The organism is Dyadobacter fanqingshengii, from assembly GCF_023822005.2.
GTDB lineage: Bacteria > Bacteroidota > Bacteroidia > Cytophagales > Spirosomataceae > Dyadobacter > Dyadobacter fanqingshengii.
In genome coordinates, this window is sequence record NZ_CP098806.1 from 2,914,944 (window position 1) to 2,941,425 (window position 26,482).

General features: G+C 43.8%; 23 protein-coding genes and 1 pseudogene. 8 read left to right on the top strand and 16 right to left on the bottom strand.

Going from position 1 to position 26,482, the window contains the following annotated elements; translation table 11 throughout:
- Positions 1 to 45: 45 nt before the first annotated feature.
- The gene (locus tag NFI81_RS12110; protein ID WP_234612179.1) at positions 46 to 1,491 is read left to right on the top strand and encodes a DUF4231 domain-containing protein; all 1,446 of its coding nucleotides are present in this window, start codon (positions 46 to 48) and stop codon (positions 1,489 to 1,491) included.
- A gap of 928 nt (positions 1,492 to 2,419) precedes the next feature.
- Here NFI81_RS12110 and NFI81_RS12115 read toward each other — a convergent pair.
- The 7 genes and pseudogenes from NFI81_RS12115 to NFI81_RS26445 all read right to left on the bottom strand — a co-directional run bounded on the left by NFI81_RS12115 (position 2,420) and on the right by NFI81_RS26445 (position 10,969).
- On the bottom strand, positions 2,420 to 3,007 hold the full coding sequence (locus NFI81_RS12115) for a hypothetical protein (protein WP_234612178.1): 588 nt from the start codon (positions 3,005 to 3,007) through the stop codon (positions 2,420 to 2,422).
- Positions 3,004 to 4,989 carry a dynamin family protein gene (locus NFI81_RS12120; RefSeq protein ID WP_234612177.1) on the bottom strand — a complete coding sequence of 662 codons (1,986 nt, stop codon included), beginning with the start codon at positions 4,987 to 4,989 and terminating at the stop codon, positions 3,004 to 3,006. Before NFI81_RS12120 ends, NFI81_RS12115 begins: the two co-directional genes overlap by 4 nt.
- Positions 4,982 to 6,730: a dynamin family protein gene (locus tag NFI81_RS12125; protein ID WP_234612176.1), complete on the bottom strand. Its 1,749-nt coding sequence runs from the start codon at positions 6,728 to 6,730 to the stop codon at positions 4,982 to 4,984. The genes NFI81_RS12120 and NFI81_RS12125 overlap by 8 nt, the downstream gene beginning before the upstream one ends.
- A 7-nt stretch (positions 6,731 to 6,737) precedes the next feature.
- A complete protein-coding gene (locus tag NFI81_RS12130) occupies positions 6,738 to 8,468 on the bottom strand; it encodes a dynamin family protein (protein WP_234612175.1) in 1,731 nt (576 codons plus the stop codon).
- A 9-nt stretch (positions 8,469 to 8,477) separates the two neighbouring features.
- Positions 8,478 to 10,172, bottom strand: a complete 1,695-nt coding sequence (locus tag NFI81_RS12135) for an SEL1-like repeat protein (protein WP_234612174.1) — start codon at positions 10,170 to 10,172, stop codon at positions 8,478 to 8,480.
- A gap of 30 nt (positions 10,173 to 10,202) precedes the next feature.
- Positions 10,203 to 10,559: pseudogene (locus NFI81_RS26510) on the bottom strand (toll/interleukin-1 receptor domain-containing protein); the annotation flags it as partial.
- Positions 10,560 to 10,792: 233 nt separating this feature from the next.
- Positions 10,793 to 10,969 carry an integrase core domain-containing protein gene (locus NFI81_RS26445; protein ID WP_310590125.1) on the bottom strand — a complete coding sequence of 59 codons (177 nt, stop codon included), beginning with the start codon at positions 10,967 to 10,969 and terminating at the stop codon, positions 10,793 to 10,795.
- Positions 10,970 to 11,125: 156 nt separating this feature from the next.
- Here NFI81_RS26445 and NFI81_RS12145 point away from each other — a divergent pair, with 156 nt between their 5' ends.
- The 6 genes from NFI81_RS12145 to NFI81_RS12170 all read left to right on the top strand — a co-directional run bounded on the left by NFI81_RS12145 (position 11,126) and on the right by NFI81_RS12170 (position 15,926).
- Positions 11,126 to 11,542 carry a hypothetical protein gene (locus NFI81_RS12145; RefSeq protein ID WP_234612173.1) on the top strand — a complete coding sequence of 139 codons (417 nt, stop codon included), beginning with the start codon at positions 11,126 to 11,128 and terminating at the stop codon, positions 11,540 to 11,542.
- Positions 11,543 to 12,302: 760 nt separating this feature from the next.
- A complete protein-coding gene (locus NFI81_RS12150; protein WP_234612172.1) occupies positions 12,303 to 12,920 on the top strand; it encodes a Crp/Fnr family transcriptional regulator in 618 nt (205 codons plus the stop codon).
- 78 nt (positions 12,921 to 12,998) lie between these two features.
- Complete coding sequence (locus NFI81_RS12155; RefSeq protein ID WP_234612171.1) at positions 12,999 to 13,586, top strand: NAD(P)H-dependent oxidoreductase; 588 nt, start codon at positions 12,999 to 13,001, stop codon at positions 13,584 to 13,586.
- Positions 13,587 to 13,647: 61 nt separating this feature from the next.
- Positions 13,648 to 13,911 (top strand): 2TM domain-containing protein, encoded by a 264-nt coding sequence (locus tag NFI81_RS26515; protein WP_374759451.1) that lies wholly within the window; start codon positions 13,648 to 13,650, stop codon positions 13,909 to 13,911.
- A gap of 148 nt (positions 13,912 to 14,059) precedes the next feature.
- A complete protein-coding gene (locus tag NFI81_RS12165) occupies positions 14,060 to 15,169 on the top strand; it encodes an alkene reductase (protein ID WP_234612169.1) in 1,110 nt (369 codons plus the stop codon).
- Positions 15,170 to 15,272: 103 nt separating this feature from the next.
- Complete coding sequence (locus tag NFI81_RS12170; RefSeq protein WP_234612168.1) at positions 15,273 to 15,926, top strand: peroxiredoxin family protein; 654 nt, start codon at positions 15,273 to 15,275, stop codon at positions 15,924 to 15,926.
- Positions 15,927 to 16,043: 117 nt separating this feature from the next.
- On the opposite strand, the gene NFI81_RS12175 is transcribed toward NFI81_RS12170, so the two are convergent.
- From NFI81_RS12175 to NFI81_RS12210, 8 genes are all read right to left on the bottom strand, one after another.
- Positions 16,044 to 17,024, bottom strand: coding sequence for an aldo/keto reductase (locus tag NFI81_RS12175; RefSeq protein WP_234612167.1), 981 nt, complete (start codon positions 17,022 to 17,024; stop codon positions 16,044 to 16,046).
- A 12-nt stretch (positions 17,025 to 17,036) separates the two neighbouring features.
- Positions 17,037 to 17,852, bottom strand: a complete 816-nt coding sequence (locus tag NFI81_RS12180; protein ID WP_234612166.1) for a DJ-1/PfpI/YhbO family deglycase/protease — start codon at positions 17,850 to 17,852, stop codon at positions 17,037 to 17,039.
- A 46-nt stretch (positions 17,853 to 17,898) separates the two neighbouring features.
- Positions 17,899 to 18,687, bottom strand: a complete 789-nt coding sequence (locus NFI81_RS12185; protein ID WP_234612165.1) for an antibiotic biosynthesis monooxygenase — start codon at positions 18,685 to 18,687, stop codon at positions 17,899 to 17,901.
- 62 nt (positions 18,688 to 18,749) lie between these two features.
- The gene (locus NFI81_RS12190) at positions 18,750 to 19,580 is read right to left on the bottom strand and encodes an alpha/beta fold hydrolase (RefSeq protein WP_234612164.1); all 831 of its coding nucleotides are present in this window, start codon (positions 19,578 to 19,580) and stop codon (positions 18,750 to 18,752) included.
- 248 nt (positions 19,581 to 19,828) lie between these two features.
- Positions 19,829 to 20,254, bottom strand: a complete 426-nt coding sequence (locus tag NFI81_RS12195) for a cupin domain-containing protein (RefSeq protein WP_234612163.1) — start codon at positions 20,252 to 20,254, stop codon at positions 19,829 to 19,831.
- Between the two features lie 60 nt (positions 20,255 to 20,314).
- The gene (locus NFI81_RS12200; RefSeq protein ID WP_234612162.1) at positions 20,315 to 20,953 is read right to left on the bottom strand and encodes an NAD(P)H-binding protein; all 639 of its coding nucleotides are present in this window, start codon (positions 20,951 to 20,953) and stop codon (positions 20,315 to 20,317) included.
- A gap of 51 nt (positions 20,954 to 21,004) precedes the next feature.
- Positions 21,005 to 21,589, bottom strand: coding sequence for a Crp/Fnr family transcriptional regulator (locus tag NFI81_RS12205; protein ID WP_234612161.1), 585 nt, complete (start codon positions 21,587 to 21,589; stop codon positions 21,005 to 21,007).
- 63 nt (positions 21,590 to 21,652) lie between these two features.
- Entirely contained in the window at positions 21,653 to 21,961 is a 309-nt protein-coding gene (locus tag NFI81_RS12210; RefSeq protein WP_234612160.1) for a putative quinol monooxygenase, read from the bottom strand.
- A 502-nt stretch (positions 21,962 to 22,463) separates the two neighbouring features.
- Here NFI81_RS12210 and NFI81_RS12215 point away from each other — a divergent pair.
- Positions 22,464 to 25,001, top strand: coding sequence for a histidine kinase dimerization/phosphoacceptor domain -containing protein (locus tag NFI81_RS12215; protein ID WP_234612158.1), 2,538 nt, complete (start codon positions 22,464 to 22,466; stop codon positions 24,999 to 25,001).
- A 7-nt stretch (positions 25,002 to 25,008) separates the two neighbouring features.
- Here the strand turns inward: NFI81_RS12215 and NFI81_RS12220 are convergent, their stop codons facing one another.
- On the bottom strand, positions 25,009 to 26,433 hold the full coding sequence (locus tag NFI81_RS12220; protein WP_234612157.1) for a sigma-54-dependent transcriptional regulator: 1,425 nt from the start codon (positions 26,431 to 26,433) through the stop codon (positions 25,009 to 25,011).
- Positions 26,434 to 26,482 lie beyond the last annotated feature (49 nt).

Genomic DNA, 26,482 nt, shown 5'->3' on the forward strand with positions numbered 1-26,482 from the left:
TATTCACTTCGCTCGAGTTCATCTATTAAACATATCAACTTTGTCATGCCCAGAATCGCCATCACCGGCCACCGGAATTTACTCGAACCATCAAACGTGCGTGAGAGTATCAAGCACAGTCTGACTTATTTCAAAACCAAATATGAAAACGTGGAAGCAATGTCGGCTCTCGCGGTAGGTGCGGATACAATTTTTGTGGAGGAAGCTTTCAAGCAGCAGCTGCCCGTTCGTTATTTTCTGCCGTTTTCAATAACCGAATACAGAAAAGATTTCGACACTGCCGAGAGCCTGGCTTTGTTTGATCAACTGCTATATCAGAACAAAAACGCTCATCGGGTGGTGAGCGACCTTCAAAATTTCAATCAAGCAGAGCGCAATGAAGCTTATTTAGCAGTCGGCAAACACTTAGTCGACGAAGCCGATATTATTTTGGCCGTGTGGGATGGTCAACCGGCAATCGGCACAGGGGGTACAGGCGATGTGGTTGCCTACGCCCGTCAGCAGGGCAAGGAAGTACATATTATCAGAGGATTGCGCACCCAATCATCGCAAGAGGCCGATGAGGTGCTTTTCAAACAATTAGACAATGCTGCCATCCGTTACAAAGAACGATTTTTTCAACCGGCCTGGTACCTAGGTTTGTTTTTGGCAATAGTGGGCGTGGTATTTTTCGCGATTGGGTTGGCCTTCGAGGGGCAAAACTCTCAGTCAAAACTCAACATGGCGGGTTTTGAAGTGCTTTGTATCGTACTTTCGGCCATTTTGATCGTGTATATAGCCCGACCATTCAAAGACCGTTTCCTTGACAATCGCCGAAATGCCGAGTTTCTCCGAACGATCCGATGGTTTAAACAGGCTAATGTACCATTGCCTCTGATTGACACTAATTCCTTTTCAAGGACCTCCAAAAGGCGTAAGTCAATTGCCATCAGGCCGGAAATCACAGCCTTAGAAAAAGTAATGGCAGGTTTTTCGGCAAATCCTAGGGATTTTAACGATTCAAAACGCAAGCTTTGGATATTTGCCGAGGATCAGATTGATTATCACGAACGGAAACGGCTAAGGCCCCTACAAACAAAAGAAAAAAGAATTCACCAGATTCTGTACGGGTTGACCTGGGTGTTTTATCTGTCGATCAGCTTTAAGATGGTAATTGAAATTTTTCACTTTTTACACGAGAAGAAATGGCATTTACCGCACCTCCCATTAGACATAAACCTCTTACTTCCATACCTTAATGTACTATTGATTGTAGTCCCCTCCGTCTTTGCGGTTTTAGAGAGCGTACGCGCCTTTGAAGAATGGGAACGCAACCAGGACGAAGCCGAGAAAATGAAAGGCGAACTTCTTGAGGTTCAAAACCAGATTTTCATCTCTAACGAAGCTTCCTCGCTGGCAATTGCAAGTCGGATCCTGCGTATGACACTTGAAAAGGAAAATTCCGCATGGACCGACCGGGTAGCTTCTTTGACACCAGGCGTACATATTTAGGCAGTGACTCTCTACGCGTTTGCCCGGTGTTATCTTGAGATAGCCAAAGGTCAGTCAAGTATTGCGAGGCAGTATTTACCCAAATCCTGAAGACTGTATGATAGACTCATTGAGCGGCGGCCATTGGCAATATACAAAATGGAACGAGAAGATACCCTGAAGTTAATTAATCAACTAGTTGAGTTATTAACTTCAGGCATGGGCGGAATTATGAGATTTTTATTGCCTATCAAATTTCCCAAGCACAAATAAATAGTTTTCATTGGATTGGTCAATCTGGAAATGTGTGAGTCAGCTATTATTGATGCTAAGTAATAATCAACGCTGTGGACCATTACGCCTGGTATGATGTAAATTAACAAATTCCCTTGTAAGTGTCCCATAACGACAGACGAACTAGAATAAGAGTCGAATGTGCTCCTGAGCCCCTCCCGGATTATGAGAACTTTGAACTGGGGTCCGGTATTCGAGCGTCAAGCACTACTTACTGAAAATACCAAACCTCACCATTTCAATGTAAAAACGAGTATATTTTAAAGATAGTGAACATCAAATTCTGTAAAGTGCTCACCGAATTGCTCACCAGAACTTGTGATTTTCAGAGAAACGAAAAACAACAATTAGTTGACTATCAGATCGTTAAAATCGTGTAAAAACAAAAATAGCTAAGATAAATAGCCATTAACATTTTCATAATCAGGCAGTTAACTACCTCGCGGAGAGAAAGGGATATGGAAATTGTCCATATCTAACTGAAAATCGAATCATTACAAAGCCACAAAAAAATATGCTCACCGAATTGCTCACAGGGATTTCTTATGGCTTCAACTATGCACAAATTTAATATGAAAACACACCTGGAGCAAGGAATCCAGTGGCTGGAGCGTACGTTGCATCAGATATCCGGGTAGGAAAGTATGAAAAGAAGTCAGCGGTAGCGGGCAATCAGTTCATTTTTATAGTGTTCTAGTTCTTTTAGGAACTTATCCGCCAATTCTTTCTTGGTCAACTTATTGTAAATAGTATGCAGGATATCAATCTTACCCTCTATGGAATGATAATCTTGTAAAAAAATAAGGCTCTGCCCCCAGCCAAGCAGCCTGCCCCGGGTTATTTCCTGAGCCAAACTGGTCAAGATTAAATTACCTTGCTGCACTTCCTGCGGGTTCAGGCCGAGTTCGGACAGATTGGCAATTATGGGTTGTCTTCGGCTCGTTGGTTTCTGTTCGCCCAGTATGCCGAACTGGTAGCTATAATAGGTCGAAAGCTCATATTGGCCTACGTCCAGCCGAAATTCTTCAAAGTGTTTTTCGAGCCTAGCTCGCAGGCTGCCTGTGTCCGTCGTTATAAAGGGAGGAATGGCTGTACCTGGATCATTGGAAGCATCCCTGTTACTACCTCCGGTATCCACTCTGGACTTAATGAAGTAGCGGTAAATACCGTACCCGATCAGCAAGGTTGCGGCAAATGTTAAGACAGTTTCCACGGCATTATTTGAGTTATCTGATGGTTTCATTCTACTGATAATGTTTGTTTAATCTGGTGATAAGTCTGCTGCAACCGATTGGAATCGGCCATTAACAGTTCCAGTTGTTTTTTGTTGTCCTCAATGCCAACCGAATGATCGCCCAGGTTGTTTTGCAATTTGCGAAGATCTTCCGAATAAGCTGCACTATATTTCCGAACCTGATGGGTTAGTTCCGAAAAAAAATTTTCCAATTCCTTATTGACGTTGCTGGTTAATTGTTGCGAAAAATCGTCGATGATCCCTTCGATAATATGGCCGGCTTCATTGATCAAATTTGCATTGGTTGCTTCTCGTTTTGTCCAGAAGAGCATAAAGTTCTCTCGCAGCTTTTCCAGACGTCCGAAATTATCATTCGCAGATTTCAGAGAATCCTCGATAATTTTATGAACCGAGATAATGGGTTCAAACAAATGTCCCCACCGGCTAACGGGCATTAATTCATTCGTAATTGCCCTTAAGAAATTTTTAGCTTCTTCCTGGTACTTCTTCAGAGGTGCAAAGCTGTCCTTAATAAATGTCTGATTAATATGTTTTCTGATTTCCCTCGAAATAATCGATTTGATCTCATGACCAGAAATTTTTAATGCTTTCTCTACACTTTGCACCTCAATCCAGTTATGGTACTCTTGCAAAGCAGATTCTTTTATATCTGAACTTTCACCAATTATTTTGTTTTCGATACTCCGAGTGACATCAGATTTCTGTTGCTGGAGATCAGTAATCTGCTCATTAATTTCCTGCATCCATCCGTTCACCCGCTCAACCTTAGCATTCAGTTGCGCAGATGACAACTGCAAGTCATTTATTTTCAGTTCCTCGAGGGCAATAGCTGATAATAGATTCTTGATTTGCAGCGAACATATGGTCTTGATCTTATTCACAGCATCGTCCAGTACATCTGCTGCTTTTTCACTCATGACGCGTTGGTCGATTCCCGAAACCAACTCCTCAAAAAAACCATTGGCCTCAATGAGCTCCGGCTGCATGCCAGCTGCATAAAATGCTTCTTCCTCATTCAGCGGAAGCTGGTGTTGCCGTTTATAGTTAATGATGGCCGCCATGGTAGAGAACGGATATACCTTATCATTGGCGAGCAGGTTCCTTTCTTTCAGTTCGGGCTTATTGCGCAAATGTTTTTCAATATATCCGGTAAGGTGGTCGATGTGTTCTGCCTGATCACATTGCGCTAATGCAAAGATTATTTTTGAGGACGGGATTGAAAACAGATAGCGATCGATAAATTTAAAATCGGCGATATCCAACGGCATGGTAGCGGCAAATAAATAAACGACGGCCGAGGATAAATGAATGAAGTCGGTCGTAATCCGGGATCGGAGTTCATTGGGATCATTAATGCCGGGGGTGTCAACGATAATGACATGCCGGACCAAAGGATTATTTACATAAATCTCCACATAAGAAACAAACGGCATATAAGCTCCTTCACTGGAAATATAGGTCGCCAGCTTATTCAAATCCGTCAGGGTATGGGACAGCCGTTTCTCCTGGATTATTTCCCGGTCATATACATTCTGAGAGGCGGAATAATTGAGAGCGTCTCTCAGGTATTTATCGAAGTAATTGACTTCCTTTTCGTTTTCATCGCGCACCACCAGGTGTTTCAATGCCGCCCATTCGGAGGTCGTATAGAAATACACAATCGCGTGATCCGTTTCACCGAAGCTGATCCGGGTGAGCTTGGCGGTCCATGGAGTAGGGGCCGTCGGTAATACGGCTTTATCTTTAAATAAAAGGTAATTCAGAAATGTCGATTTGCCAGCTTTGATCTGACCGCATACGCTTACATAAAACTGTTGTTTATTGAGGTTATTCTTATATTCTTCGATCGTGTCGCTGGTGTAGTTCACTTCGCCGTTCGTACAGGGAATGAATCCTTCTTCACTCAGCCGATCAAACGTTTTGAATAAAGCGGCCTTGCGTTCCTCAAATGTTTTTACGAAACTACTCATGGATCGTCATGTTGATTACGTTGGCTAATTGTTCAATAATCGCCCGATGGCGCAAATGGTCCGACTCGTGGTTTTCAAGAACTTTGGTACAAGTTAGTTTAGCCATCAGCAGTGCCATATCGCAGAAGTGATTTTCGGATACGCACAGGCTGATATTGACGTATAATATATCTTTGATTTCCGAATAATTGCTACCGATCTGAACATCCTGCCATAGATTGATAAGGCCTAAAACGCTTTCATAGGATGCCTGGGCAAATTTATCCCTGAGGATTTCGGTAATGCTTAACTCGTAATTGGTTTCAAGCTCTATGTCAAGTTTAGCCAGACCAGTCCTTAAATCTTTGGACAGTTTGTTGTAAAAGACATCTAAGTCGGACTCCAGCATTTCCTTAATATCCTCTTTGTCAGAATCTGACAGCGCTTTCATTCGTATGAAATGTTTGTCAGCCTCAAAAAAACCGCCTTCCTGGTAATCGAACCGAAAGAGCTCGTCAAATAATTTACCTGCCAAATCATTATTCAACTCGGCGTAATATTTACGGGCACGATCGCCGAGCTTTTCTTTTAATTTTTCAATCGATTTCTCGAAGTCGGCGTATTGGGTGCTTCTATTTTCTAAAATCCTCTCCAATTGAGGGCTCCATGATTTCCATAAGTCAAGTTGAGTGCTGTGAAATGAAAGTAATTCTTCAAAATAAGCATTGATCTTGATGTCGGATACTTCTTGCCGGATCTCCTGCAAAAACGACAGAATCTCGTCATGAAATTGTATAAATTCATTTTCGAAAACGATTAATTTTTCCTTTTCAAACAGCACCTCCGAACCATGCGTCAGCGATAACTTAACGCCGTTATCCGTTATGGAAAAGCTTTTTTGCGAATTTAAAAGGCCAAGTGATTCCTGAATTAATTCATTGTATATCCCGGTGTTATGATGAACGGCTTTTTGATAATTGAAAACCTCTTTTGCCGAGTAGGTAAATATTTTATAAAAATTAAATTTTGAGGCAAAACTTTCAACAATCTTAGCCCGCTGAAACGGGGGCTTCATATCAATTCGGTTGATAATCGCGATGATCCGCTTGTCACTTATCTCCTGAAGAAGTTTTAGTTCCAGGTCCGTGATGGTGCCTCTGCCGGCGTCAAAAATCCACAATAACAGATCTGTCTTCTTAAGATAAGCTTTCGTAATGGCGTCATCCTCTTCGGATAACGTAGAAAACCCTGGCGTATCCACAATCTGGAGCTTTTTTAAGACTTCCGCAGGATAATGAACCTCGAAATAATCCAGCTTATTAACCGCTTCCTTATCGACGATGTCCTCGTGCTGATGCATGCCAAACCGGATGTATTCCTCGTAGGTGGTTTCCTCAATTTTTCCATCCTTGCCCACTTTGAAGATTTTAGGTGTTTTCTCCTCCTGATAGGATAGTACGGTGATCTTGGAAGTGGCCGGAAGTTCATCGATTCCTAAAAACTTGGCGCCGATCAGGCTATTGATCAGGGAGGATTTCCCGGTATTGGAATTGCCGACGATCCCGATCGTCAACGGGAGATTGTCTGTCGCGATTTTCGTAAGATCCGAAGTTAGTTTCGACTGATAGGTTACATATGAGTCGTAATCCTGCTGAAGATCATCGATATCGTTTCCTAAATTCTCTGCCGACTTGATTACTTCAAAATGCAGTTTTTTGAATTTCTCCAAGTCTGTAAAGTACTCTTCGATCGTCTTTTCCATTGTTTAGCTAATCCATTAATTCCAGGAATGTAATATCTGCAGTTACTGATTCTTTAAGGGATTCAATCTGACTAAGATGTTCTTTTTTTAGTTTTTTGGTCTGGATCAGAATCTCTTCTTTTCCGTGTAATGGAATTTCGTATTTCTGCTGAATTTCGTTATTCAGCGACTCTTCGATCAATTCGTAGACTGCATTGACATTTTCCGTCACTTTCCTGATCAGGGATTTCGATAATTTTGGCTGGATTACGTATGGGAGAATCCCTTTTTTAATTTTCTCGAAGGGGTTCAGCTCCTTCACCAGTTTGCCGGCCGCTCTGGCAGTTTTGCCGATCGCGTTTAATATGCCTTTTCTGGTACCATGAGGGTTTCCTGTATTACCGGCTTCCTGCGTGGCTATGACGGTCGCTCCGGCGATAAACTCTCCCAGTTCTACGGCTGCCGACGACCCCGGCGCTACCCAGATGGTGACGGCAAACGTTACGGCATCAGTCAGTAAATGGGCGGTATCTAAAATTGTGGACGTTTCTTTGTTGATATGTGGCTTCAGCAATGTGGCCAGGTTCAGATCGATGGAGGAAAACTGAATATTCATCAGGCGCTGAATCCCGGTTTCAATTTTCCGCTTCACCTGGTCCAGCATATCGTGCAGAAGCTCGTCATACGGCTCCTTTTCGATCAGCCTCTGTGCGATGGCATCGGTATAATCCAGTACTGTTTTACTAATTTCGGTCGTGTTTTTTCGCTTTAACTCCCGAAAACTTTCCCGGAACTGAAGCCGGTCCTGCTCGAGTTTTTGCATTTCAGCCCGGACTTCCCGAATGGTTTTATCGAACTCTTCAGTATTCCAGTCCAGTGAATTCTGTTTTACTTTCAACAGGCTAATGATGGTATCCTTTTCCTTCCGGAGCATCTCGTGGATTCTCTTTGCTTCAACGGATGCCTTTTGCAAGGGAACTTCTTCCTTTATTATCGAGATAAGTTGATGGATTCCCGATTGCTGATACGCAGCCGGGTCGTTTATCGCCTCCAGTGCGGATCTGCCTGAAACCAGCATAAGCTTCGGGTGTTCGACCAGTTGCGTTAGCGAATGGTAAATTTTGTTTTTAACATGGTTCGATGTACTGTCCGGTACCTGATCAATTCGGGAAATAACAAAATAGATTTTCTCCAGCAGATCGTCGGGAAATTGTTTTAAAAAATCCAGCAGGGTGGCCGGAACATCTCCCAGACGAGGATTAAGTATCAGAATTGCAACGTCGACACTCGGCAGATAGCCATAGGTGATATCGGTATGGATTTCATTGATAGATGACACACCCGGCGTATCGATTAAAAGCACCGTATCGTCCAGAAACTCGCTGTCCGCCAGGTTGACGCCGATCCTTTTGTCGGGCCCCGATGCAGAAATATGCCCGGCCAGCTCGTAGAAATCAATGGGTGACTTTACTTCATTTCCTTCTTCATCCACCGTCAGTACAAACGCCTCGTTCGTATCAGACTTGCTGATCTCGGTAATCGCGGCAGTAGTCGGCGTGTCAAACATGGGTAAAAGTTTTTTCTTCAACAGGGCGTTGATGAGCGTCGTCTTGCCCGAATTAAACTCTCCCAAAAAAGCTACTTTTATTTTAATCCCAGCGGAATCGATCGCCCGGATTCGCTCAACAGTTTCGAGCAACTGGTGTTTTTCGGCAATGGTGGTCAGTTTATTTGCTAAGTCTGAATTGGCTTTATCCATAGCTATTTTTTACTTAAGTAATTCCTCGGCTTTCTGATATAATCGTGTTGCTTCCCGGGAATTTTTTGGAACGCCCAGCCCATTTTCGTACAAATGGGCCAAGCCCTTATAACCATAGGCATTTTTCTGTTCGGCAGCCAGCCGGTACCACTCATAAGCTTTAGAATAGTCCCGCTGGGTAACCGTGCCATTGCTAAGCATCCGGGCCACTTCGACCTGGGCTTGACTCAGGCCGAGCCTGGCTGCTTCCAGGTAGGATTGAAATGCCCGTACCAGGTCCACCGGTATTCCCAGACCTCCCTCATACATCCTCGCGAGATTGTAAATGGCCGATTCGTTTTTCTGGCGTGCGGCCTGTTGGAAAAAGTCGTACGCCCGTGCGTAATCCTTGCTCACACCCTGACCTTCCAGGTACATGATGCCCAGTTCATTTAAGCTCCAGGGATTGTTATTGGCTATCGCCTTGTGGTGCCATTGGAACGCTTTGACAAAGTCCTGGTTTGTTCCCAGCCCATTCGCGTACATATAACCCAGATAGTATTGCGCACCGGCCACCTCCCTTTCCGCGGCCTGGCGAAAATGCCAGAACGCCTGCTTATAGTCGACTTCTACACCCTTGCCGCTGAAATATAAAAGGGCAAGGTCATAGTAGCCGTACGACTCGCCAGCCTCCGCCGATAGACGATAATGCTCCATGGCTTTACGGAAGTCCTGAGGCAGGCCTTCGCCCTTTTCGTACATGGTACCAATTTGCCGGACGGCAAAGAAATCGCCGAATTCCGCCGCTTTTTTGTACCATTCATAACCTTTTTGGTAGTCGCGCGGCACCTCAATCCCGTCCATGTACAAAGCACCTAACATGGTCTGCGAGTCTGTGTAATTCTGTTTGTCAGCCTCCAGAAGCAATTGCACGCCTTTATAGACGTCTTTCTCTACTCCATTCCCATTAATGTACATCTTGGCCAATCGATCCTGAGCCGGTGCAAACCCCTGCTCGGCAGCCTTATGGTACCAAAGGCTGCCGAGTTTTTCATCCTTTTCCGTTCCCAACCCATTCTCATACATAAACCCAACCTTGTACTGACCCAGTCCCGAACCTCGAATAGCGGCTCGGTTATACCAGTACCATGCCTTTTCATAATCTCTGTCAACTCCATCGCCCGACTGGTACATGCCTCCCAAATTATTTTGGGCCGACGGATGTCCCTGATCAGCTGCAATGGTATACCATTTTACGGCATTTGCTTTATTGGATCTGATGCCGTAACCCATAAAAGACATGAGACCTAACATGAAGCAGGCAAACGGGTTGGAAAGCTGAGCATCCTGGAAAACTGACTCTAGTGATTTTTCATATAAGCTAAGCGCTTCCGATTTTTTTACCTGCATCTCCGCCAAATTGCCGAGGCCGTAGAACCCCCAACCGCATCCTTTCTTAATTGCGCTCTGGTAATATGTATCGGCCTTGGTTAAATTTTTATAGACGAATAAACCTTCGCTGTATAAACGTCCAAGCAAGTAATCGGCTTTACCCTCGCCCAATTTCGACGCTTGTAGCAATAATGGCATAGCCTCCTGATAATTTAGTCGCAGGTAGGGCTGCATGGCCATTTCCATTAGCCCCATTACGTTTTGACCGGGCGAAAGTGAAGGATTGATATTTTCATCCACCCGAATAGGTGACCTGTTCAAGCGCTTCTGCACACTACTAATTAGGCTAGTTAAAGCTGATTTATAATTTGGTTTGGAGCCGTCGAGCCACTGAATCGAATTGAGAAAATACTGTAACCCTTTGGCAGTTGAGACATCTTCGACGATGAAATATATAAGCGGACGTCCTAAGCGGTCAGCGTTCTCCACTTCTCGCAACACTTGATTGCTTTGGTTGGAAGCTTTGGATAAGATCAGAAGAAACAACTGGCAACTTTCAATCGCCTCCATAATCGCGGAAGGCCAATAATTCCCAGGCTCAATGTCGCGGTGAGCAATCCAGCAGCGTAAATTCCGAGCTTCGAGCGCTACAACTACCTCATCGGCAATATATTGATCCTGGGAAGAATAACTAACTAAAACATCACAATTTGTTTGCATACCTTGTCAATTTCATGCGGACATGACACATTTTATAAAGTGGAAGCTCCTTTAAGATCTCAGATAGCTATAAGTGTCTTTCAGGATTTCTTTCGTAAATTATTGATTTTTTTGGAAGATTGACGTGGTTCCGTTACGGTTTACAGTTGTGCGGGTTAGTAAATATTTAAAACTGCAATCTTATCCTGTTTGTCAATAGTATTGGGCTTCGAAAGATACCGGATTCAGATAGTTTAAAGCAAATGTAATCTTCTCGTATTGTAATATCCGTCAATGTATTCAAATAGGACTGCTTTCAATTGTTCCAAGCTCTCATAACCACCTTTCGGCATATTCAACTCTGCCTTCAATCTGCTCCAGAACGATTCGACCCAGGCATTGTCGTAAGGATCATCCGCGGGACATACCAAGCGGCGGACCGCTCTGTTTCAATTTGAAGGTTTTTATTAATTACTTCATTCTGTGTGACAGATATTGACCACCACGATCAGAATGTATGATCATCCCTGGCTTTACCCTGCGCCTCATAAGAATCCTTTCCAATTAGCTTTATCCCTCGAAGTGCTTTGGAATACGACGATTCAGATGATATAAGTATTCAAAAAATCAATAGACTTATTAAAGACCGTCAATACGGTATTCATAATTTATCGCTAGCCGCTCGTTATTTCAATATGCCATTAGAATTAGGAATTTTTATCGGCTGCAAGCAGTTTGGCAACATAGAGCAACGCAGAAAGAAATACCTAATTCTTGAAAATCAAACTTATCAATCAAGGCAGTTTAACTCAAACCTGAGCGGTCAGGACGTTAAAGCTTATGAGAATAATGTCCAAACACTCATGCGAAGCGTGCGAGAACGGCTTTCCAACAAGTCGCAGAAGCGTTTACCTTTTTCTCCTCGTCTGTTCGAAAAATACGAAACCTTCAAAGCCATTTTACCCGAACTCTGCCAAAGCGAAAATTGTCCGCGATTGCGCTGATAGTCACCGTGCCTTCCGCAGTAAATTTATTCGCATCGTCCATCAGGTCAGGAAATTACCAGTGGAATGGATTGAAGAATATACCAGCGACGACCACACGAAGGCCCGGGTAATTTGACCCCATCTGAATGGAAAGAATCGCTGGTTAAAAAGGAAATTCACCAACAAATGACCATCTGACAAACGGGGTACTTGCAAGGTTTTATTAGCAAGGCCTTCATGTAGTCTTGCAAACACAACTCACCACTTAAAAGCACTGAATACATTTGGCTTTTCTCCTGGTGAGCACCCAAATAGCGCGGAAAATGCTCACAGAATTGCTCACCAACATGAAGCACTTTTTCAGATTTCGTGTTTAAACTAATGCTGAAAATCAGCTAGTTAAAGTCGCTTAAATCAAAATAGCGGAGGAAAACCTCCGCTATAACTAACTGATAAATAAATATTTATGTGTCCTGCAGAGAGAGAGGGACATGAAACAATCCTACATTTCACTGAAAATCAATATCTTACGAAAACATTAAAAAGTCTGCTCACCGAATTGCTCACCAAGATTTTGTTGGCTGCAACCATGTACAAATTTAGCATGAAAAAGCGCTGATAGCAAGAATTTTAGTGACCACTCTCCTAATCCTGAAAATTAATTGTGTAAACCGACGGCTGATGATTTGAGGCTACTGAATTACTGTATTTCTCAGCGTTATATTGTCCGCCGTATTGGGGTACTTACAATTTGACCCAAATTTTTTATTTTTAAGATATGTCATTCTCAACAGATAAAAAGATAATAGATTCAGAAACGCAATTTGTTCTTAATTCGGTCAAAGAAGTTTGTCCTTCTATTACCGAGGCTGAGCTTTCACAATATGCTCTTAAATTCAAATTCATAGAGTTGAAAAAGAAAGATCTTTTTCTGCAATCCGGCGAAACTCAAAAGCTATTGGGATTCGTAACAAAAGGGTTGGTCCGTTCTTTCTACATTGATAAGGATGGAAATGAAAGAACTATTGGTTTTTATGCCGAGGGTGATTACGCCACCCACTACCCGTCGTTTATCATTCAAAAACCTAGTAAATATTCTATCCAGTGCCTGGAACCCACGACATTCGCCTGCCTGTCGTTTGATGACCTTCAATGGTTATATAAACAATCTCAAAATTTTGAGAAATATGGGCGGTTAATAGCAGAAGAAGTCCTCAGGCAACAGCAGGCACGCATTGAAAGTTTTGTATTTCAAGCAGCAGAGGAGCGTTATCTCGATTTCATTCAGTATCGTTCCGCCTTATTTAATAGGGTTTCACTATCTCACCTTTGTAGCTATCTTGGCATAGAACGACAATCGCTCACCAGGATTCGCCAGAAAGTTGCGCACAAATAATTTTTTGACACATTTGTGTCAGGTACACCTTCCTGCTCCCGCCCACCTTTGCAATATCAAATTAAAAGTTGATCTGCAATGGAAAAGAACATATTACTCATCCTCGGGCACCCCTCAGAAGATTCTTATTGCAAAGCTTTGCTTGATGCCTATCAAAGCGGTGCAGAAAGTGCTGGTGCCAATTGTAAAACCATCTATATATCCAGACTGAATTTTGATGTAAATCTTTCGGACGGGTATAAAAATGGGGAAGTGATGCAGCTGGAAGAAAACCTGATTAACTCACAAAGGCTTATCCAGTGGGCCGACCACGTAGTACTCGCCTACCCAAACTGGTGGGGATTTATGCCAGCCATCACCAAAGGTTTTATTGACCGGATATTTCTGCCTGGCTTTGCCTTTAAAAACCATTCCGGAAAAAACTTCCCTGAAAAACTACTAAAGGGAAAAAGTATGCGAATCCTCGTAACGATGGACACACCGACTTGGTGGTTCTACATTATTTATCGTGCGTCCCAATACCAGATACTTAAAGACATCATATTCGGCTACGTAGGTTTCGATCCCATCAGGTTCTCCACATTTGGGTTTATCAGAAAGTCAACCGATGAGCACCGTAAAAATTGGTTGCGGAAAGTCCAGGAACTAGGTAAACAATTCAGGTAGCCCTGATCAAGCTTTACAATTTTAATTATCTCAAAAAATATTCTCAATAATATTAGAAATCATGATACATCAGACCAATTGGGTACATGCACCCATCAATTCAAAAAAGCGTTTCAAAATCCACTTACTTGTTTTCCTTCTCGCTACTCCGGCTATCTGGCTTTGGTGGCAACTTACCGGCAGCACTTCCCCATGGCATTTATGGGCAATCGCAGCTTGGACAAAGGTTTTACAGGTCCACTTCCTGCGGGCAATTGTATCCAAATTAGAAAGCTATCAAAAGCTAAAATTATGGATCAGCAGCAAAATACATCCGGCCGCATGATGACTTGTGATTTGACTCACACTTTTTTAGTGATTTTCTTCCTTCTCTCCGAGCTGCTGATGATGGTAAGTTTACCTCAGAAAACCAATTCACTTTTCTTATGTATCCCAAAGTATTTGACCTTAAAAACAATTAGATAGTATTAAAGATGACAACCAATATTTTTGAACCTGCAAGGATCGGTTCGCTTCAATTAAAAAACCGCATTGCTATGGCTCCGATGACCAGGGCAAGAAATGCGAACGGCATTCCTAATGATAGCAATGCGTTATATTATGCGCAACGTTCAGGCGCAGGACTGATCATAACCGAGGGAACGGCGATTTCGGATACGGCGAAAGGCGTGCTGTACATTCCCGGATTATATACACAGGAACAAGTAGAAGGCTGGAAAAAAGTGACCAACGCGGTACATGAAAATGGCAGTGCGATATTTACGCAACTCTGGCATGTAGGAAGGGTTTCACATACCTCCAATCAGCCTGGCGGAATAGCACCGGTGGGTCCTTCGGATATTCAGGCGTCCAGCTCTTTTTCCTGGGGATATGATGAAAACGGGAATGAAGGTTTTGTCATTTCTTCAAAACCACGGGCGCTTTTAACCGATGAGGTGAAACAGGTTGTGCGAGATTTTGCTAATGCTGCAAAAAATGCGATGAAAGCCGGTTTTGACGGTGTAGAGCTGCACGGTGCCAACGGTTATCTGATCGAACAGTTCCTCAATCCCTTTGTCAACAATCGCATCGACGAATACGGCGGAAGTATTGAAAACCGGTCAAGGTTCTTACTGGAAGCGGTTGATGCAAGCATTGAGGCTATCGGTAAAGACAAAGTGGGCATCAGGCTTACGCCTTATGGTGGCCTGGGCGATCTGCCGCATTATGACGAGATAGAGGCTACCTACCAATATCTTGCAAAAGAATTAGCAAAAAGGGACAACGTTTACGTACACATTATGGATCAGCAATCCAAAGGAAGCCACGCATTGCCGGAAGGTTTTATTGAGCGTTTTCGCTCCTGGTATGAGGGTGTGATTATTCTTGCAGGCAGTATGGACCGTAAAAAATCTGAGCAACTGATCAATGCAGGAACGATTGATATCGCCGGATTCGGAGAGCCGTTTATAGCCAATCCGGATTTGGTTGACCGTTTGCAAAACAATTGGGAACTGACCCCGCCGGATCGTAGCCTGCACTACGGCCTAGGTAACCATGGCTACACGGACTGGGAAACATATCAGCAAGGTGTCTTGGTCTAAACAGAAGTTAAACCAGTTAACATGATCAGTAATGATGAAATACAGAAAATTGTACACTGGAAGCTGCCTTACCGCAGCTTCCTTGTGTGTTTCATACCTGTCAATGGCACAGGTATCATCCGGTGTGAGCGAGTCGCCCAAACAAGCCATCACCTATTTATTGCCTGATGGTAAAGTGTTCCCCAGTGAAAAACTGGACAGTTTAAGCAAAGCCTGGGGCGGGGTTTCGTTTTCACATAACGCGGAGGATGATGCGAAGGGCATTGTTCACCTTGTCAGGATAACCGAAGAAATGAAGCGACAGTTTGAAGAAGCAAATACCCGAAGAGAGCAGGCCAAAGCATCTATGCTGAATAAACCGGCGCCTGACTTTAAATTGAAAGATCTTCAAGGAAATCTCTGGAATTTACAGGAGTTGCGTAGTAAAATCGTGGTACTCAACTTCTGGTTCACATCCTGTGCCCCATGTGTCCAGGAAATGCCGGAATTAAATGAATTGGTTAAAGCTTATGAGGGCAAAGATGTCGTCTTTCTGGCTTTGACTTTTAACAGTGCGGGCCAGGTCAGAACATTTCAAAAGAAACGCAACTTCAATTATACATTGTTGCCTAATTCGGGAGAGGTCGATAAAAAGTACCAAGTCGGCTCATGGCCAACCAGCATGGTAATTGACCAGGCTGGTGATATAAAAATGACCATGAATTCGAGTCCGAAAGTGCGGGAAGAGATAGCATCTGCTATCAATTCGCTGATGTAAAACCCAGAAGTGCAAATGAGAAAAGGCGTATAACGGTAAATGTTATACGCCTTTTCTCATTTGGCATTGAAAATAAATTCAATACCCGGAGCCCATATGCGGACTCCGGGTATTAGTTTAATTGGCAAGCTGGTCATCAATGAAGTTGAGCTCTTTTTTGCTAAGGCTGATCTGGGTAGCCTGAGCGTTGCTGATCGCCTGTTCTTTATTCGTCGCTCCCGCCAGTACCGCTGTGATACCGGGCTGAAGGGTTGTCCATCTCAGCACCAATTGTGAAAGCGAGACTCCTTTGTCCTGCGCAATCGGCTCAATTCGTTCTAACAAGGATTTTACTTTTTCGAGGTCGAATTGAGCGAAATAACCGTTGCGATGGTCGCTGGATTTCAAGGTATCGCCTTTAAAGAATTTACCGGTCAGTAAACCCCTTTCCAGCGGACTATAAGCGATAATGCCAACATTGTTTTTGATGGCAGCTGGGATCACTTCCGATTCAATTTCCCTTTTCAGCATGCTGTAAGGCAGCTGATTGGACGCCAGACGGATACTTTTCTGAGCTTCCAGCATCTGTTCATTATTATAGTTGCTGACCCCCGCTGCCCGGATTTTACCCTGATCGATCAGTAGCTGCAATGCTTCCATCGTTTCATCAACTGGTGTGGTGGAATCAAACCAATGAAGTTGTAACAAATCGATATAGTCTGTCCCCAATCGTTTTAAGCTCTCTTCGGCTTCCTTGATCACATTGGCTTTTGAGGCGAATTTGTAGATAGGATAAATTTTACCTTCATTTTCAATATCAAACATAAAATCCCCTTTCCCGTTGTTGCTGCCATCCCAGACCATCCCGAATTTTGTCAGTATCTGAATCTTCGAACGGTCCATTCCTCCGATCGTTTCACCGATCAGTTTCTCACTGAGGCCAAACCCATAAAATGGCGCCGTATCCAGCGTGGTAACGCCGTGGTCAAGCGAAGCCCTGACCGCCTCCTGTGCTTCTTTTTTCTCTGTTCCGCCCCACATCGTGCCTCCGATGGCAAAGCTGCCGTAGGTAATTACTGATAAGTTAAGATCAGAATCCCCCAATTTTCTATATTCCATATTTTTGAATTTTCAACGTTTTACCAACCATTGTTCCACTGCTCTCGAAAAATCGGCCACATCAATCGGGTGCCTACTGGTGATCAGGTTACCATCTGTAACTACCGGTGTGTCCTCTACGATTCCGCCTGCGTTTTTCAGGTCGACCTGGATATTCCAGTAGCCGGTAAGTTTCTTCCCTTTCAGAATATCTGCGGATGCCAGCACAACCGGAGCGTGACAAATGGCAGCAATCAGCTTTCCTGATTTGTTGAAATCCTGAATAAAACGGATCACGTCCTTGTCATAGCGAAGATTATCCGGGTTCCAGGCGCCACCGGGAATGAATACCGCATCGTAGTCATTTACTTTGACCTGATCGGCTGTGCGATCCACTTTTACCCAACCCACAGGTTGCAGGTATTGTATCGCCATGATATGTGTTTTGGCCATTTCTGGTTGGATAAGGCCATACCTTGCAGGCGCCGGGTTATATTTGGGAGCAACGATTTCGACCTGGGCACCCAGTTCCCGGAAGTACCACACCGGCCCGAGTAATTCGATTTCCTCAAAACCATCTGCCGCAATGACGGCGATCTTTGTGCCCTTCAAAGCCGACTTGTCCTTTACCGGGGTAAAAAAGAACGCCCTGAGTGCTTCGTTTCCAGGTGCATTGAGTAGCTGCGATACCGGCATGTTGACAACTTCCGTGTGGGATGCCAATTGATTCAATACTTCCAGTTCATTGGATTTAATTTGCCCGGCACTTACTTTGACCTGGGCATTTGCGTTCAACAGAGCAAGCGTGCTGATGACACCTGCCAGTACAATTTGATTAACCGTTTTCATTTTTGAGTTTTGATTGTTTGTAGTATTTATTAATTGTTTTACCCTATTATTCCCGGGTACCAGGTGCAAATTCGATCAGTCTGTGAATGCCGGTTTGGAAGGGTTGTTTTTTGATACTGGTTTCCAAATAGTCAATCACCGGCTGTATAGGAGGGAATTTCAAATGGTATTGAAAAGCATCTTCACCCCTGAATTTTTCATACGTCACAAATTGAGTGCTGTCTTCTTCAAGCTGGGAAAGCTGATAGGTAACGACGCCCGGTTCACTTCGGAATTGCGGCATGGCGGTATGATACACTTTCTTAAAGTTGTCCTCCGTCCCTGCTCTGGCATCCACAAAAAGCATAATGGTGATCGGCTTGTCATTCTTCCTCGCAACAGTGCGCCATTGCCGTTTGGAAAGCGGTTCCAGGTCTTTCGCATAGATGACTTTTGCAGGTTGGACCAGCACTTTTCCCGACATTGATTCTATTATTCTGAACGGTGGCCTTTTGCTGTTTTCCTCGAATTTATTCCGATTTTCCCACCTTTCGACGATCCACATTACGGAGGGATTTTCCTCCTCATAGTATGCCTCAGATAAAATATTGCCTTTCTGACGCAGGGAATGACTAACGTACTTTTTTGCCATTTTGCGGAATGCAGCCCGATGTTGCCGTTTCACTTCATATCGGGTTAATCTCGCCACTGTTTCAGACTGCTTCGCAATAGATTCTGCTACTGTCGCGCCCTTCAAATCCTGCGCTACGAGACCCATATTGATCATGCAAAAGAACATGGCTATACTGAGCACGACGGGCATTTTTGTGATTGAAAATATTCCTGTTGTTTTCATGGTTCTATTGAGGGATTTGGCACGACCAGTTGTATGGCGAACTGGTCGTACTAACTTTTGCGCTATTGTTTAACACCCGTTTCCTGTCCGATTTGGAGTAAAAGATCAGATACTGCACGTGGCTGAGCCAGAAAAGGAGAATGGCTTGTGTTGACCTGATAAACTTTCTTAATGCCCGCTGCGGCAATCATTTTGTCCTGAAATCCCGGGGTTATCACGATGTCCTGCAGGGTTTTGATATATACCTTTTCTACTGAACCGAAATTTGCATTGGTAAGGGTGACCTTATTGCCGAATGGAATCGCCGGCTCTGCCCGATAGTTCGCAAGAACCTGATCTTTTGCGCCTTGGCTGCCATCATTAATGAAAAGGTAAGTCAGTTGATCGCGTTTAACATCGAGCGTTAGTTTGTCGTCGGATTGTGACAGCTGAGGTCCAAGTTTCGAATCTGGGTCACCCATCGAAAGTTCACCGAGGCTTTGTCCGGAGGTAGGTACAAATGCGCCTATATATACCAGCCTGCTGATTTTCTGGGGAATCTTCTCGGCGACACTGGTTACGACCATTCCGCCCATGCTATGCCCTACAAGGATCACTTTGCCATTTACTTTCGAGATTGCTTCAATCACTTTATCACTGTAAACATCCAATGAAACTTGGTGCGCCGGGGTTTTGTCTGCACCGTGGGCGGGAAGCTCCACGACCACTACTTTGTTGCCTTTGCTGGTCAGGTCCGACTTTACAGCGTCCCATACGTAAGGGGCTTGCCATGCGCCGTGTACTAGCACGTAGGTGTTTGGATTGGCAATCACATTGTCGTCATCAGTAGAACATGATGCAATAGCAGATACTGCGAACGCTGCGGATAGCAGCGATAAAACTGTTTTTTTCATTTTGTTTTTAAATTGAGTTGTTACCTAAATATTTAAAGCAACCCCTTGATCGGCTTGGTTAATTGAGGTTGACGATGCAAAGTTGCCCTGTAAAAGGAAGGTCTACCTGACACAAATGTGTCAAAATGTTTACGAGCACTTTTTTGATAAAACAATAATTCTGGTGGGATTGTAATATTAAGACAAAAGGTAACCCTACCCGTTAGACGTTGGCCCAAGTATTCGCTTGGTCGTCAAATTTGTTTATGCTATTTCTTAAAATAGTCGGCTGTGCCATTGATCCAATCTTCCCGACGGGGTGCAAAGAAATCGAGGTCAATGGTCCCTTCTTCCAGACTTGTAAAACTATGAGGAACATTTGACGGAATGACCACAGTTTCACCGGCTTTAATAATCATGACCGTATCGCCGATAGAAGCTTTTACGCTGCCTTTCAATATAAAGGAGTACTGCTCATTTGGATGACTATGAACAGGGACTGATGCGCCCTTTTTCATGACGAAATAACCAAACGTGCCACTGGACCCGGACTCGGACCGTAGTGTAATCCCATCCGAAATTGCTTTTGCTTCCATACCTTCAATAACTAGGTGCTTCACTTGCTGGGCCTCTGCATTTACCGGTTTGAATAAAAGCCAAAACAGACAAGCTGGTACTATAAAATTCGCATTCATAAGCATTCATATTTAGGTGAGAAAAAGATAAACTAATGCAATCGATTAGTGGAGTGATCGCTAAAATTCAAAGATTTCATCCAGCTCAACGATATGTACTCCATGTGCGAGTGCCTTGGGTGCCTTAGCCATTTTTCCGGCGAGCGTTGTCGTCGATATAGGCCGATATTTCTTGAACAAACCCAAGCCGCTCAGAAAATTCAATGGGCCGGCAATGAGGCGTTCTCCCAGCCGATCGGTATCTTTCCGCAACAAGAACCCGGGCTTGAAAGTGATATACTGATCAAATGCAAGACTGGCAATTTGCTCTTCCAATTGACCTTTGATTCTCAAATATGACACATTGCTTTTAGAAAAAGCACCATAAGAAGAAAGCAATACAACCCTGGAAATTCCGTTTCTTTTAGCAATGTGCGCGAACTTAACCGGGATTTCATAATCGATATGCCAATGTTTCTCCTTGGAGCCAGCTGCTTTTAGGGTGGTTCCAAGACACGAGAACCATACATCTCCTTTGATAGAATCAGATACCTCTTCTATTTTTTCAAAATCAACTACGAGCTCTGAAAACTTGGGATGTATAATACCGGTGGAACGACGTACGAATGCGACAACTTCTCTATACTCCGAATCCTGCAATAACACTTGTACGAGATCCATACCAGTGGCCCCTGTTGCTCCAATGATCAACGCTTTCATATTGGACGAATTTTACTTTACAAACTAAATGAACATGGCATTTTCAGGACTTTAAATTGCTGCGTGCCGATGACTCATCGGGTAAAGTCTGCTTAGCGTTTCACGGCTGATACCAAGATATTCCGCGATGTATTTTTTAGGGACTTTTTTTACAATATTAGGATACAGGCTTTCAAATTCTTCATAGCGTTGCCGGGGGTTATTAGAAAGTAAAGAGATAATCCGATGCTGCTGGACTGTATATCCTCTGGTCACCTTCATTCTAAAAAAGTGCTCCATTTTGTGAAGTTCGGAAGCCAGTTTTTCCTTTGCTAAAATGGTAAGGCAAAGCACTTCCGCATCTTCCATGCAAACAATGTTCATTTTCGATTCCGTTTGGTTAAAAAAGGCATTGTAATCCGAGAGCCACGAGTTTTCAGGGGCGAATTGCAGGATGTGCTCCTTTCCTGCTGTGTCAACATAAAAAGCCCTGAAAATACCTTTGGTGATCCAGTAATCACAGGTTACTTTATCCCCGATCTGAATCAGGTATTGATGTTTCCTAACTCTTTTTCTGGTGAGAAACGTCTTGACGTATTCAAACTCATCGTCACTCACCGGCGTAATTTCTTCTATATGTTTTCGTAGTTTATCCATGATCGTCGGGTTCAATTGCGCTAAAAATGCTGAATGGGTGAGTAGCAAATTTGCTTTATCAAATCAAATGTCCAATTGAACCGGTGCGGTCAGGATAACCTCCACTTCCTCCAACATGGGAGCAATTTCGTCGATCACGATACGCTGAAAATGCTCTGACTTCTGGTGGCTGGCAAGAGATGCATCGTCGGCATAGCCTTCGCAGAAGATCAGCATGTCTGGATTATTATGACTTTGGTATAAGTCGTAAAACAGGTTTCCGGCTTCGTTTTCACTTTTTTGAGAAACTTCTGTCAGCAAATTAAGCACGGAATCTAAATGGCCTTTTTTTACTTGCCATTTGGCGAATAGGATGATTGGGTTCTTTCTCATTTTCTTTAAAGATGAGCGGTTTATGTGATAGATGTACTCTTATTAATCAAACGCTATGCCAAATATTAAATATCTCATTATTAACATATTATATACGTTAATAATGCGATTCTAATACGATATATCGCCATTTTCTGAGAGTCAAAAAAATTTGTATTTGATCTGTTTGAGCAACTTTTAAAAGATTGTAAATTAGAGACGGGCGATCCATTTGGTGTGATATAAGGGATTTGATATACGCTCTGTTGGTCGCTAGAGGGTTTGAAAGCCCTGTTTTCCACGGAAAACAACAGTCAGTTTGATGCGCTGCATATGACCCTGGGAAATATTTATGATTGTATGGGGGATTATGCTGCCAGCATTGAACACTATTTACTCTTATCAGGCAGCGCGGTAACACTGCTGATGGAGTTTGACTACAAACCGGTCATAGGTATCCACCACGAAGCCCTAATGGAAGTTCAAGATTAGATCCCAAATACTCAGCATAACAGATTGACTTATGACCATCAAAACAATACTGCTACTCAGCATTTTTTTCTTCCTGATTACTTGCGCTGTAGCCCAACCAACAAATGAGAAGGTCGGTATAACGCGGGAACCACTCTATCATCTTTACCCTTATCTGAAACAGCTCAAGATGGTAAAGGATGATACATTAAAAGTCAATTTACTTTTAAGGGTAGGTGCCATATATTTTAGAAACGAGTCCCCGGGCTCCATTGACAGTGCCCTTGCATTCGCTCGTTCGGCAATAAGTCTCAGTAAATCGCTAGGATATGGGAAGGGATATAACAATGCGACATACCTGGTCTTTGTATCTCATTTGAAAAAGAAAGACTATGCCGCTGCTAAACGAATGTTTAATGACGTATACGGGGAAATGAAAGTTTGCTTAATTGCGACTTTCGCCGAATCCCATCTGGATAACAGGGATGCTAAACCGGAAGAATTGCGTAAGGCATACCCATACCTGAAAACGGCAGACAGTCTTAGTACGCAGCTTAAGTCAAGGCAATGGATGACTGAGGTTTCCATTGCCGGAGGTAAGTATCATTTTCGTTTAGGAGAGATGACCCTGGGAACGAAATGCTTTTATCGTGTGATTCAACACTATCAACAAATTGACGACAAAGCCGGATTGGCACATTGGTGGGATGAACTGGGCCGGAACCTACCTGACTCGGATAGTACTTATGCACTGGCAATTTATAGTTACAGTCAGGCGATTAAACTCTACAAAGAAATTGGGGACTTCAAAACGGCGGGAGACTGCGAGTCATATATTGCATACGTTCATTCTCACCATAGCAGACCTGACCTCACTGAACGATTTTATCTTACTGCGCTGAAAACCTTTGAGTCTTCTCACATCACAAAACGATTGCCCGGGGCTTATCATAATCTTTCCGAATTTTATAAGAAACAGGGCAATATGGACAAAGCGCTTCGATATGCTTTGCTGGATCTTAAAGCTTCGAATGTGATGGGAGACAGCACTCAGATAGATCGCTCTTACGTAGCGGCTGGTAGCTTGTACTACAGTCTGGGCGACCTAAAATCCAGCATTAAGTATTTTAAGCTTTCTTTATCAAAAGCGTATGCTGACGCAGATGTATATACAACGCTGAGATATTTGACTGATGCTCAAATCAGGCTTGGTAATGCCGAAGAGGCGCTCCAATTTCTTCGGTCCTTTCTGAAAAGCAAGCATGTCCCGAAGTTAGCACAAAGCAGGCAGCAGGTGGCAGCGATGTTTGGAGATTGCTTTGCCGCCTTACAGGATTTTAGGTTGGCTGAAAGATATTACCTCGAAATGATCAGGCTTAATGGTGAAGTCGAGTATTCTGAAAAGTATGCCACAAAAAAAAGTTGGACACCTGCAGGTGCCGAAGCCTTTTTAACGATCGGGAGATTCTATGTTGAAAGAGCTGAGTTCGGTCAGGCAGATCGTTATATCAAGAACGCGCTGGCCTCAAACCGTTTAACCCCTGAATTTGAGATTGAGAGTAGGTTGCTCCTATTTAAAGTCGATTCTGCCGCCGGTAATTACCTTGCATCGATCGGCCATTACCAGCGCTATGTATTTCTCAAAGACTCCATCGCCAAAAGTACAAAGGACATAGAATTTTCTATTTTAAAGGCCAATTTCAGAACTGCCCAAAAGGAGAAGGATTTCAAAATCCTGCAAAAAGAGGCAACACTGCAAAAGCAAAAATTGGAGTTATCGGCACGTACCGAAAAATTCACCTACGCCGGACTTGTTGCGCTGCTATGTCTGTTGGGGCTATTGTATAACCGTTATAGGCTCAAGCAAAATAAGAACCTGCAACTGGAAGAGCAGCAGAAAACAATCAACATTAAAAATTCCTCCCTCATTCGGTTGGTCAATGAAAAAGAATGGCTGCTCAGAGAGGTACACCACCGCGTTAAAAATAACCTGCAGATTGTCATCAGCCTTTTGAACTCCCAATCCGCTTATCTTAAAGAAGATGTGGCGGTGAACGCCATTTTGGAAAGCCGCCACCGGATCCAGGCGATGTCTATGCTGCATCAAAGGATTTATCAATCCCAGAATATGAGCGGTATTGCGATGCCCAGTTATGTTCATGAACTGGTACACTACCTGGATGACAGCTTTAACCTGGGCAAGCGCATTATTTTCAATGTGAGCGTCGAGGATATTCAATTGGATCTGGTGCAGGCGGTGCCGGTCGGTTTGATCTTAAATGAAGGCATTACCAATGCACTTAAATACGCTTTCCCCGATCAGCGGGAAGGAGAAATTAAAGTCAGTTTAGAAAAGACACCGGAGGAAAGCCTGCTGCTCTCAATTGCTGATGACGGAATTGGGTTCCAGCAGGATTTTAATATAGGCGAAATCAAGTCCTTTGGTCTGAAACTGATAAAAGGTCTTACGGAAGATCTGGAAGGGGATTTTACCATTAAGGGGACCCCTGGAACAACGCTGCTGATCGAATTTGACTATAAACTGTTCATGGGGTCGCACCAGGAAGCGTTGCAGGAAATAGCCATTTAGGTTTGCATTATCCGGAAACAAAACTCCAGCTGATCCCCAATTTTTTCATTTTTGAAGCCAGTGTCGCAGCGGGCAAGTTCAGAATCTCTGCCGCTCCCCCTTTGCCGGAAACCTTTCCATTGCTTTTGTTTAGCGCTGCCAGAATGGATTGTTTTTCATGCCCTGCGGGGGATTTGGTCTTCGAAACATCACCCATTTTTTGATTCTCAGCTGTTTCGTCTTCCGGAAGGTCGATGGATGAGATTGTACCGAATGGGGTGATAATGATATGTCGCTCAATGACATTTTCAAGCTCCCTGATATTTCCCGGCCAGGAATAGGCGAGCAGCTTTTCGAGCGCCTGAGGGCTCACCCTCTTGGGCTGGTTGTAAGATAGTTTAGCATGTTTTTTCAGAAAATAGTCGACCAGACTTGGAATATCTTCTTTCCGCTCGCGCAAGGGTGCAAGCGTGATCGTAAAGACATTGATCCTGTAATACAGATCGATCCGAAACTTTCCTGCTGCTACTTCTTTGTACAGATTACGGTTTGTCGCCGTAATGAACCGAATATCAAGCTTGATCGTGGTTCTGCCACCAATCCGTTCCAATTCTTTTTCCTGGATTACCCGGAGCAGTTTGGTTTGTGTTTCCAAAGGCATTTCACCGATTTCATCCAGAAAAATCGTCCCGCCCTGCGCCTGCTCAAATTTTCCTATCCGCCTGTCGGAAGCACCGGAAAATGCGCCCTTTTCATGCCCGAATAGCTCGGATTCAATCAGGCTGGGCGGGATTGCCCCGCAGTTGACTTTGATGAGCGGCTTGTTTTTTCTTTTTGAAAGTTGGTGAATCGCCTTCGCGATGCCCTCTTTGCCAACCCCAGTCTCCCCCAGGATCAGCACGGAGGTATCCAATGGCGCTACCTGACTGACCAGGTCCAGAACCTGCAGCAATCTAGGACTGCGGCCGATGATCTGCTTAAATTCTGCAAGGGCTTCCGTTTGTCCCGGCAAAGTGTTACTGTTTTTCCGCCATTGATCCTGGTGAAGGGCATGCTCATTCGCATATTGATGCCGGTAAATGGCAATATCCAGTGCCACCAGGATATCCAGTTTCCTGAATGGCTTGATCAAGAAGCCGTCAGGCCGAGTTGCTTTGGCAGCGTCGAATGTCGATGGGTCTGAATTGGCGGAAATAAAAATGAACGGGATGTTTTCCGAAGTGAGGCTCGGTGCGAGGTCAATACCCGTCTTAGGTCCTTTCAGGAATATATCCAGCAAAACAATATCAGGCTTGTTTGTTTGCAGAAACTCAAGGGCTGCTGCCACGGATTTTGCAATGCCACAAACAGAATGACCGGCGCTTTTCAAAATCAGCTGAAGGTCATTTGCTTCAATGAATTGGTCCTCTACTATCAATACTTTCAGGCCCATGTTATTTATTCTCGTGAACATTCCAGGTACGATAAAAATACGCAATTATCGAGTTTTCTTTTTATCTGAC

Excerpts from the sequence above, each read along its gene's own strand:
- NFI81_RS12195 (WP_234612163.1), bottom strand. The coding sequence starts at position 20,254 with ATGAATGCGAATTTTATAGTACCAGCTTGTCTGTTTTGGCTTTTATTC.
- NFI81_RS12110 (WP_234612179.1), top strand. The coding sequence starts at position 46 with ATGCCCAGAATCGCCATCACCGGCCACCGGAATTTACTCGAACCATCA.
- NFI81_RS12215 (WP_234612158.1), top strand. The coding sequence starts at position 22,464 with ATGACCATCAAAACAATACTGCTACTCAGCATTTTTTTCTTCCTGATT.
- NFI81_RS12220 (WP_234612157.1), bottom strand. The coding sequence starts at position 26,433 with ATGTTCACGAGAATAAATAACATGGGCCTGAAAGTATTGATAGTAGAG.
- NFI81_RS12190 (WP_234612164.1), bottom strand. The coding sequence starts at position 19,580 with ATGAAAAAAACAGTTTTATCGCTGCTATCCGCAGCGTTCGCAGTATCT.
- NFI81_RS12175 (WP_234612167.1), bottom strand. The coding sequence starts at position 17,024 with ATGGAATATAGAAAATTGGGGGATTCTGATCTTAACTTATCAGTAATT.
- NFI81_RS12125 (WP_234612176.1), bottom strand. The coding sequence starts at position 6,730 with ATGGAAAAGACGATCGAAGAGTACTTTACAGACTTGGAGAAATTCAAA.
- NFI81_RS12120 (WP_234612177.1), bottom strand. The coding sequence starts at position 4,989 with ATGAGTAGTTTCGTAAAAACATTTGAGGAACGCAAGGCCGCTTTATTC.
- NFI81_RS12185 (WP_234612165.1), bottom strand. The coding sequence starts at position 18,687 with ATGAAAACAACAGGAATATTTTCAATCACAAAAATGCCCGTCGTGCTC.
- NFI81_RS12210 (WP_234612160.1), bottom strand. The coding sequence starts at position 21,961 with ATGAGAAAGAACCCAATCATCCTATTCGCCAAATGGCAAGTAAAAAAA.
- NFI81_RS12165 (WP_234612169.1), top strand. The coding sequence starts at position 14,060 with ATGACAACCAATATTTTTGAACCTGCAAGGATCGGTTCGCTTCAATTA.
- NFI81_RS26515 (WP_374759451.1), top strand. The coding sequence starts at position 13,648 with ATGATACATCAGACCAATTGGGTACATGCACCCATCAATTCAAAAAAG.
- NFI81_RS12155 (WP_234612171.1), top strand. The coding sequence starts at position 12,999 with ATGGAAAAGAACATATTACTCATCCTCGGGCACCCCTCAGAAGATTCT.
- NFI81_RS12170 (WP_234612168.1), top strand. The coding sequence starts at position 15,273 with ATGGCACAGGTATCATCCGGTGTGAGCGAGTCGCCCAAACAAGCCATC.
- NFI81_RS12205 (WP_234612161.1), bottom strand. The coding sequence starts at position 21,589 with ATGGATAAACTACGAAAACATATAGAAGAAATTACGCCGGTGAGTGAC.
- NFI81_RS12200 (WP_234612162.1), bottom strand. The coding sequence starts at position 20,953 with ATGAAAGCGTTGATCATTGGAGCAACAGGGGCCACTGGTATGGATCTC.
- NFI81_RS12130 (WP_234612175.1), bottom strand. The coding sequence starts at position 8,468 with ATGGATAAAGCCAATTCAGACTTAGCAAATAAACTGACCACCATTGCC.
- NFI81_RS12150 (WP_234612172.1), top strand. The coding sequence starts at position 12,303 with ATGTCATTCTCAACAGATAAAAAGATAATAGATTCAGAAACGCAATTT.
- NFI81_RS12180 (WP_234612166.1), bottom strand. The coding sequence starts at position 17,852 with ATGAAAACGGTTAATCAAATTGTACTGGCAGGTGTCATCAGCACGCTT.
- NFI81_RS12115 (WP_234612178.1), bottom strand. The coding sequence starts at position 3,007 with ATGAAACCATCAGATAACTCAAATAATGCCGTGGAAACTGTCTTAACA.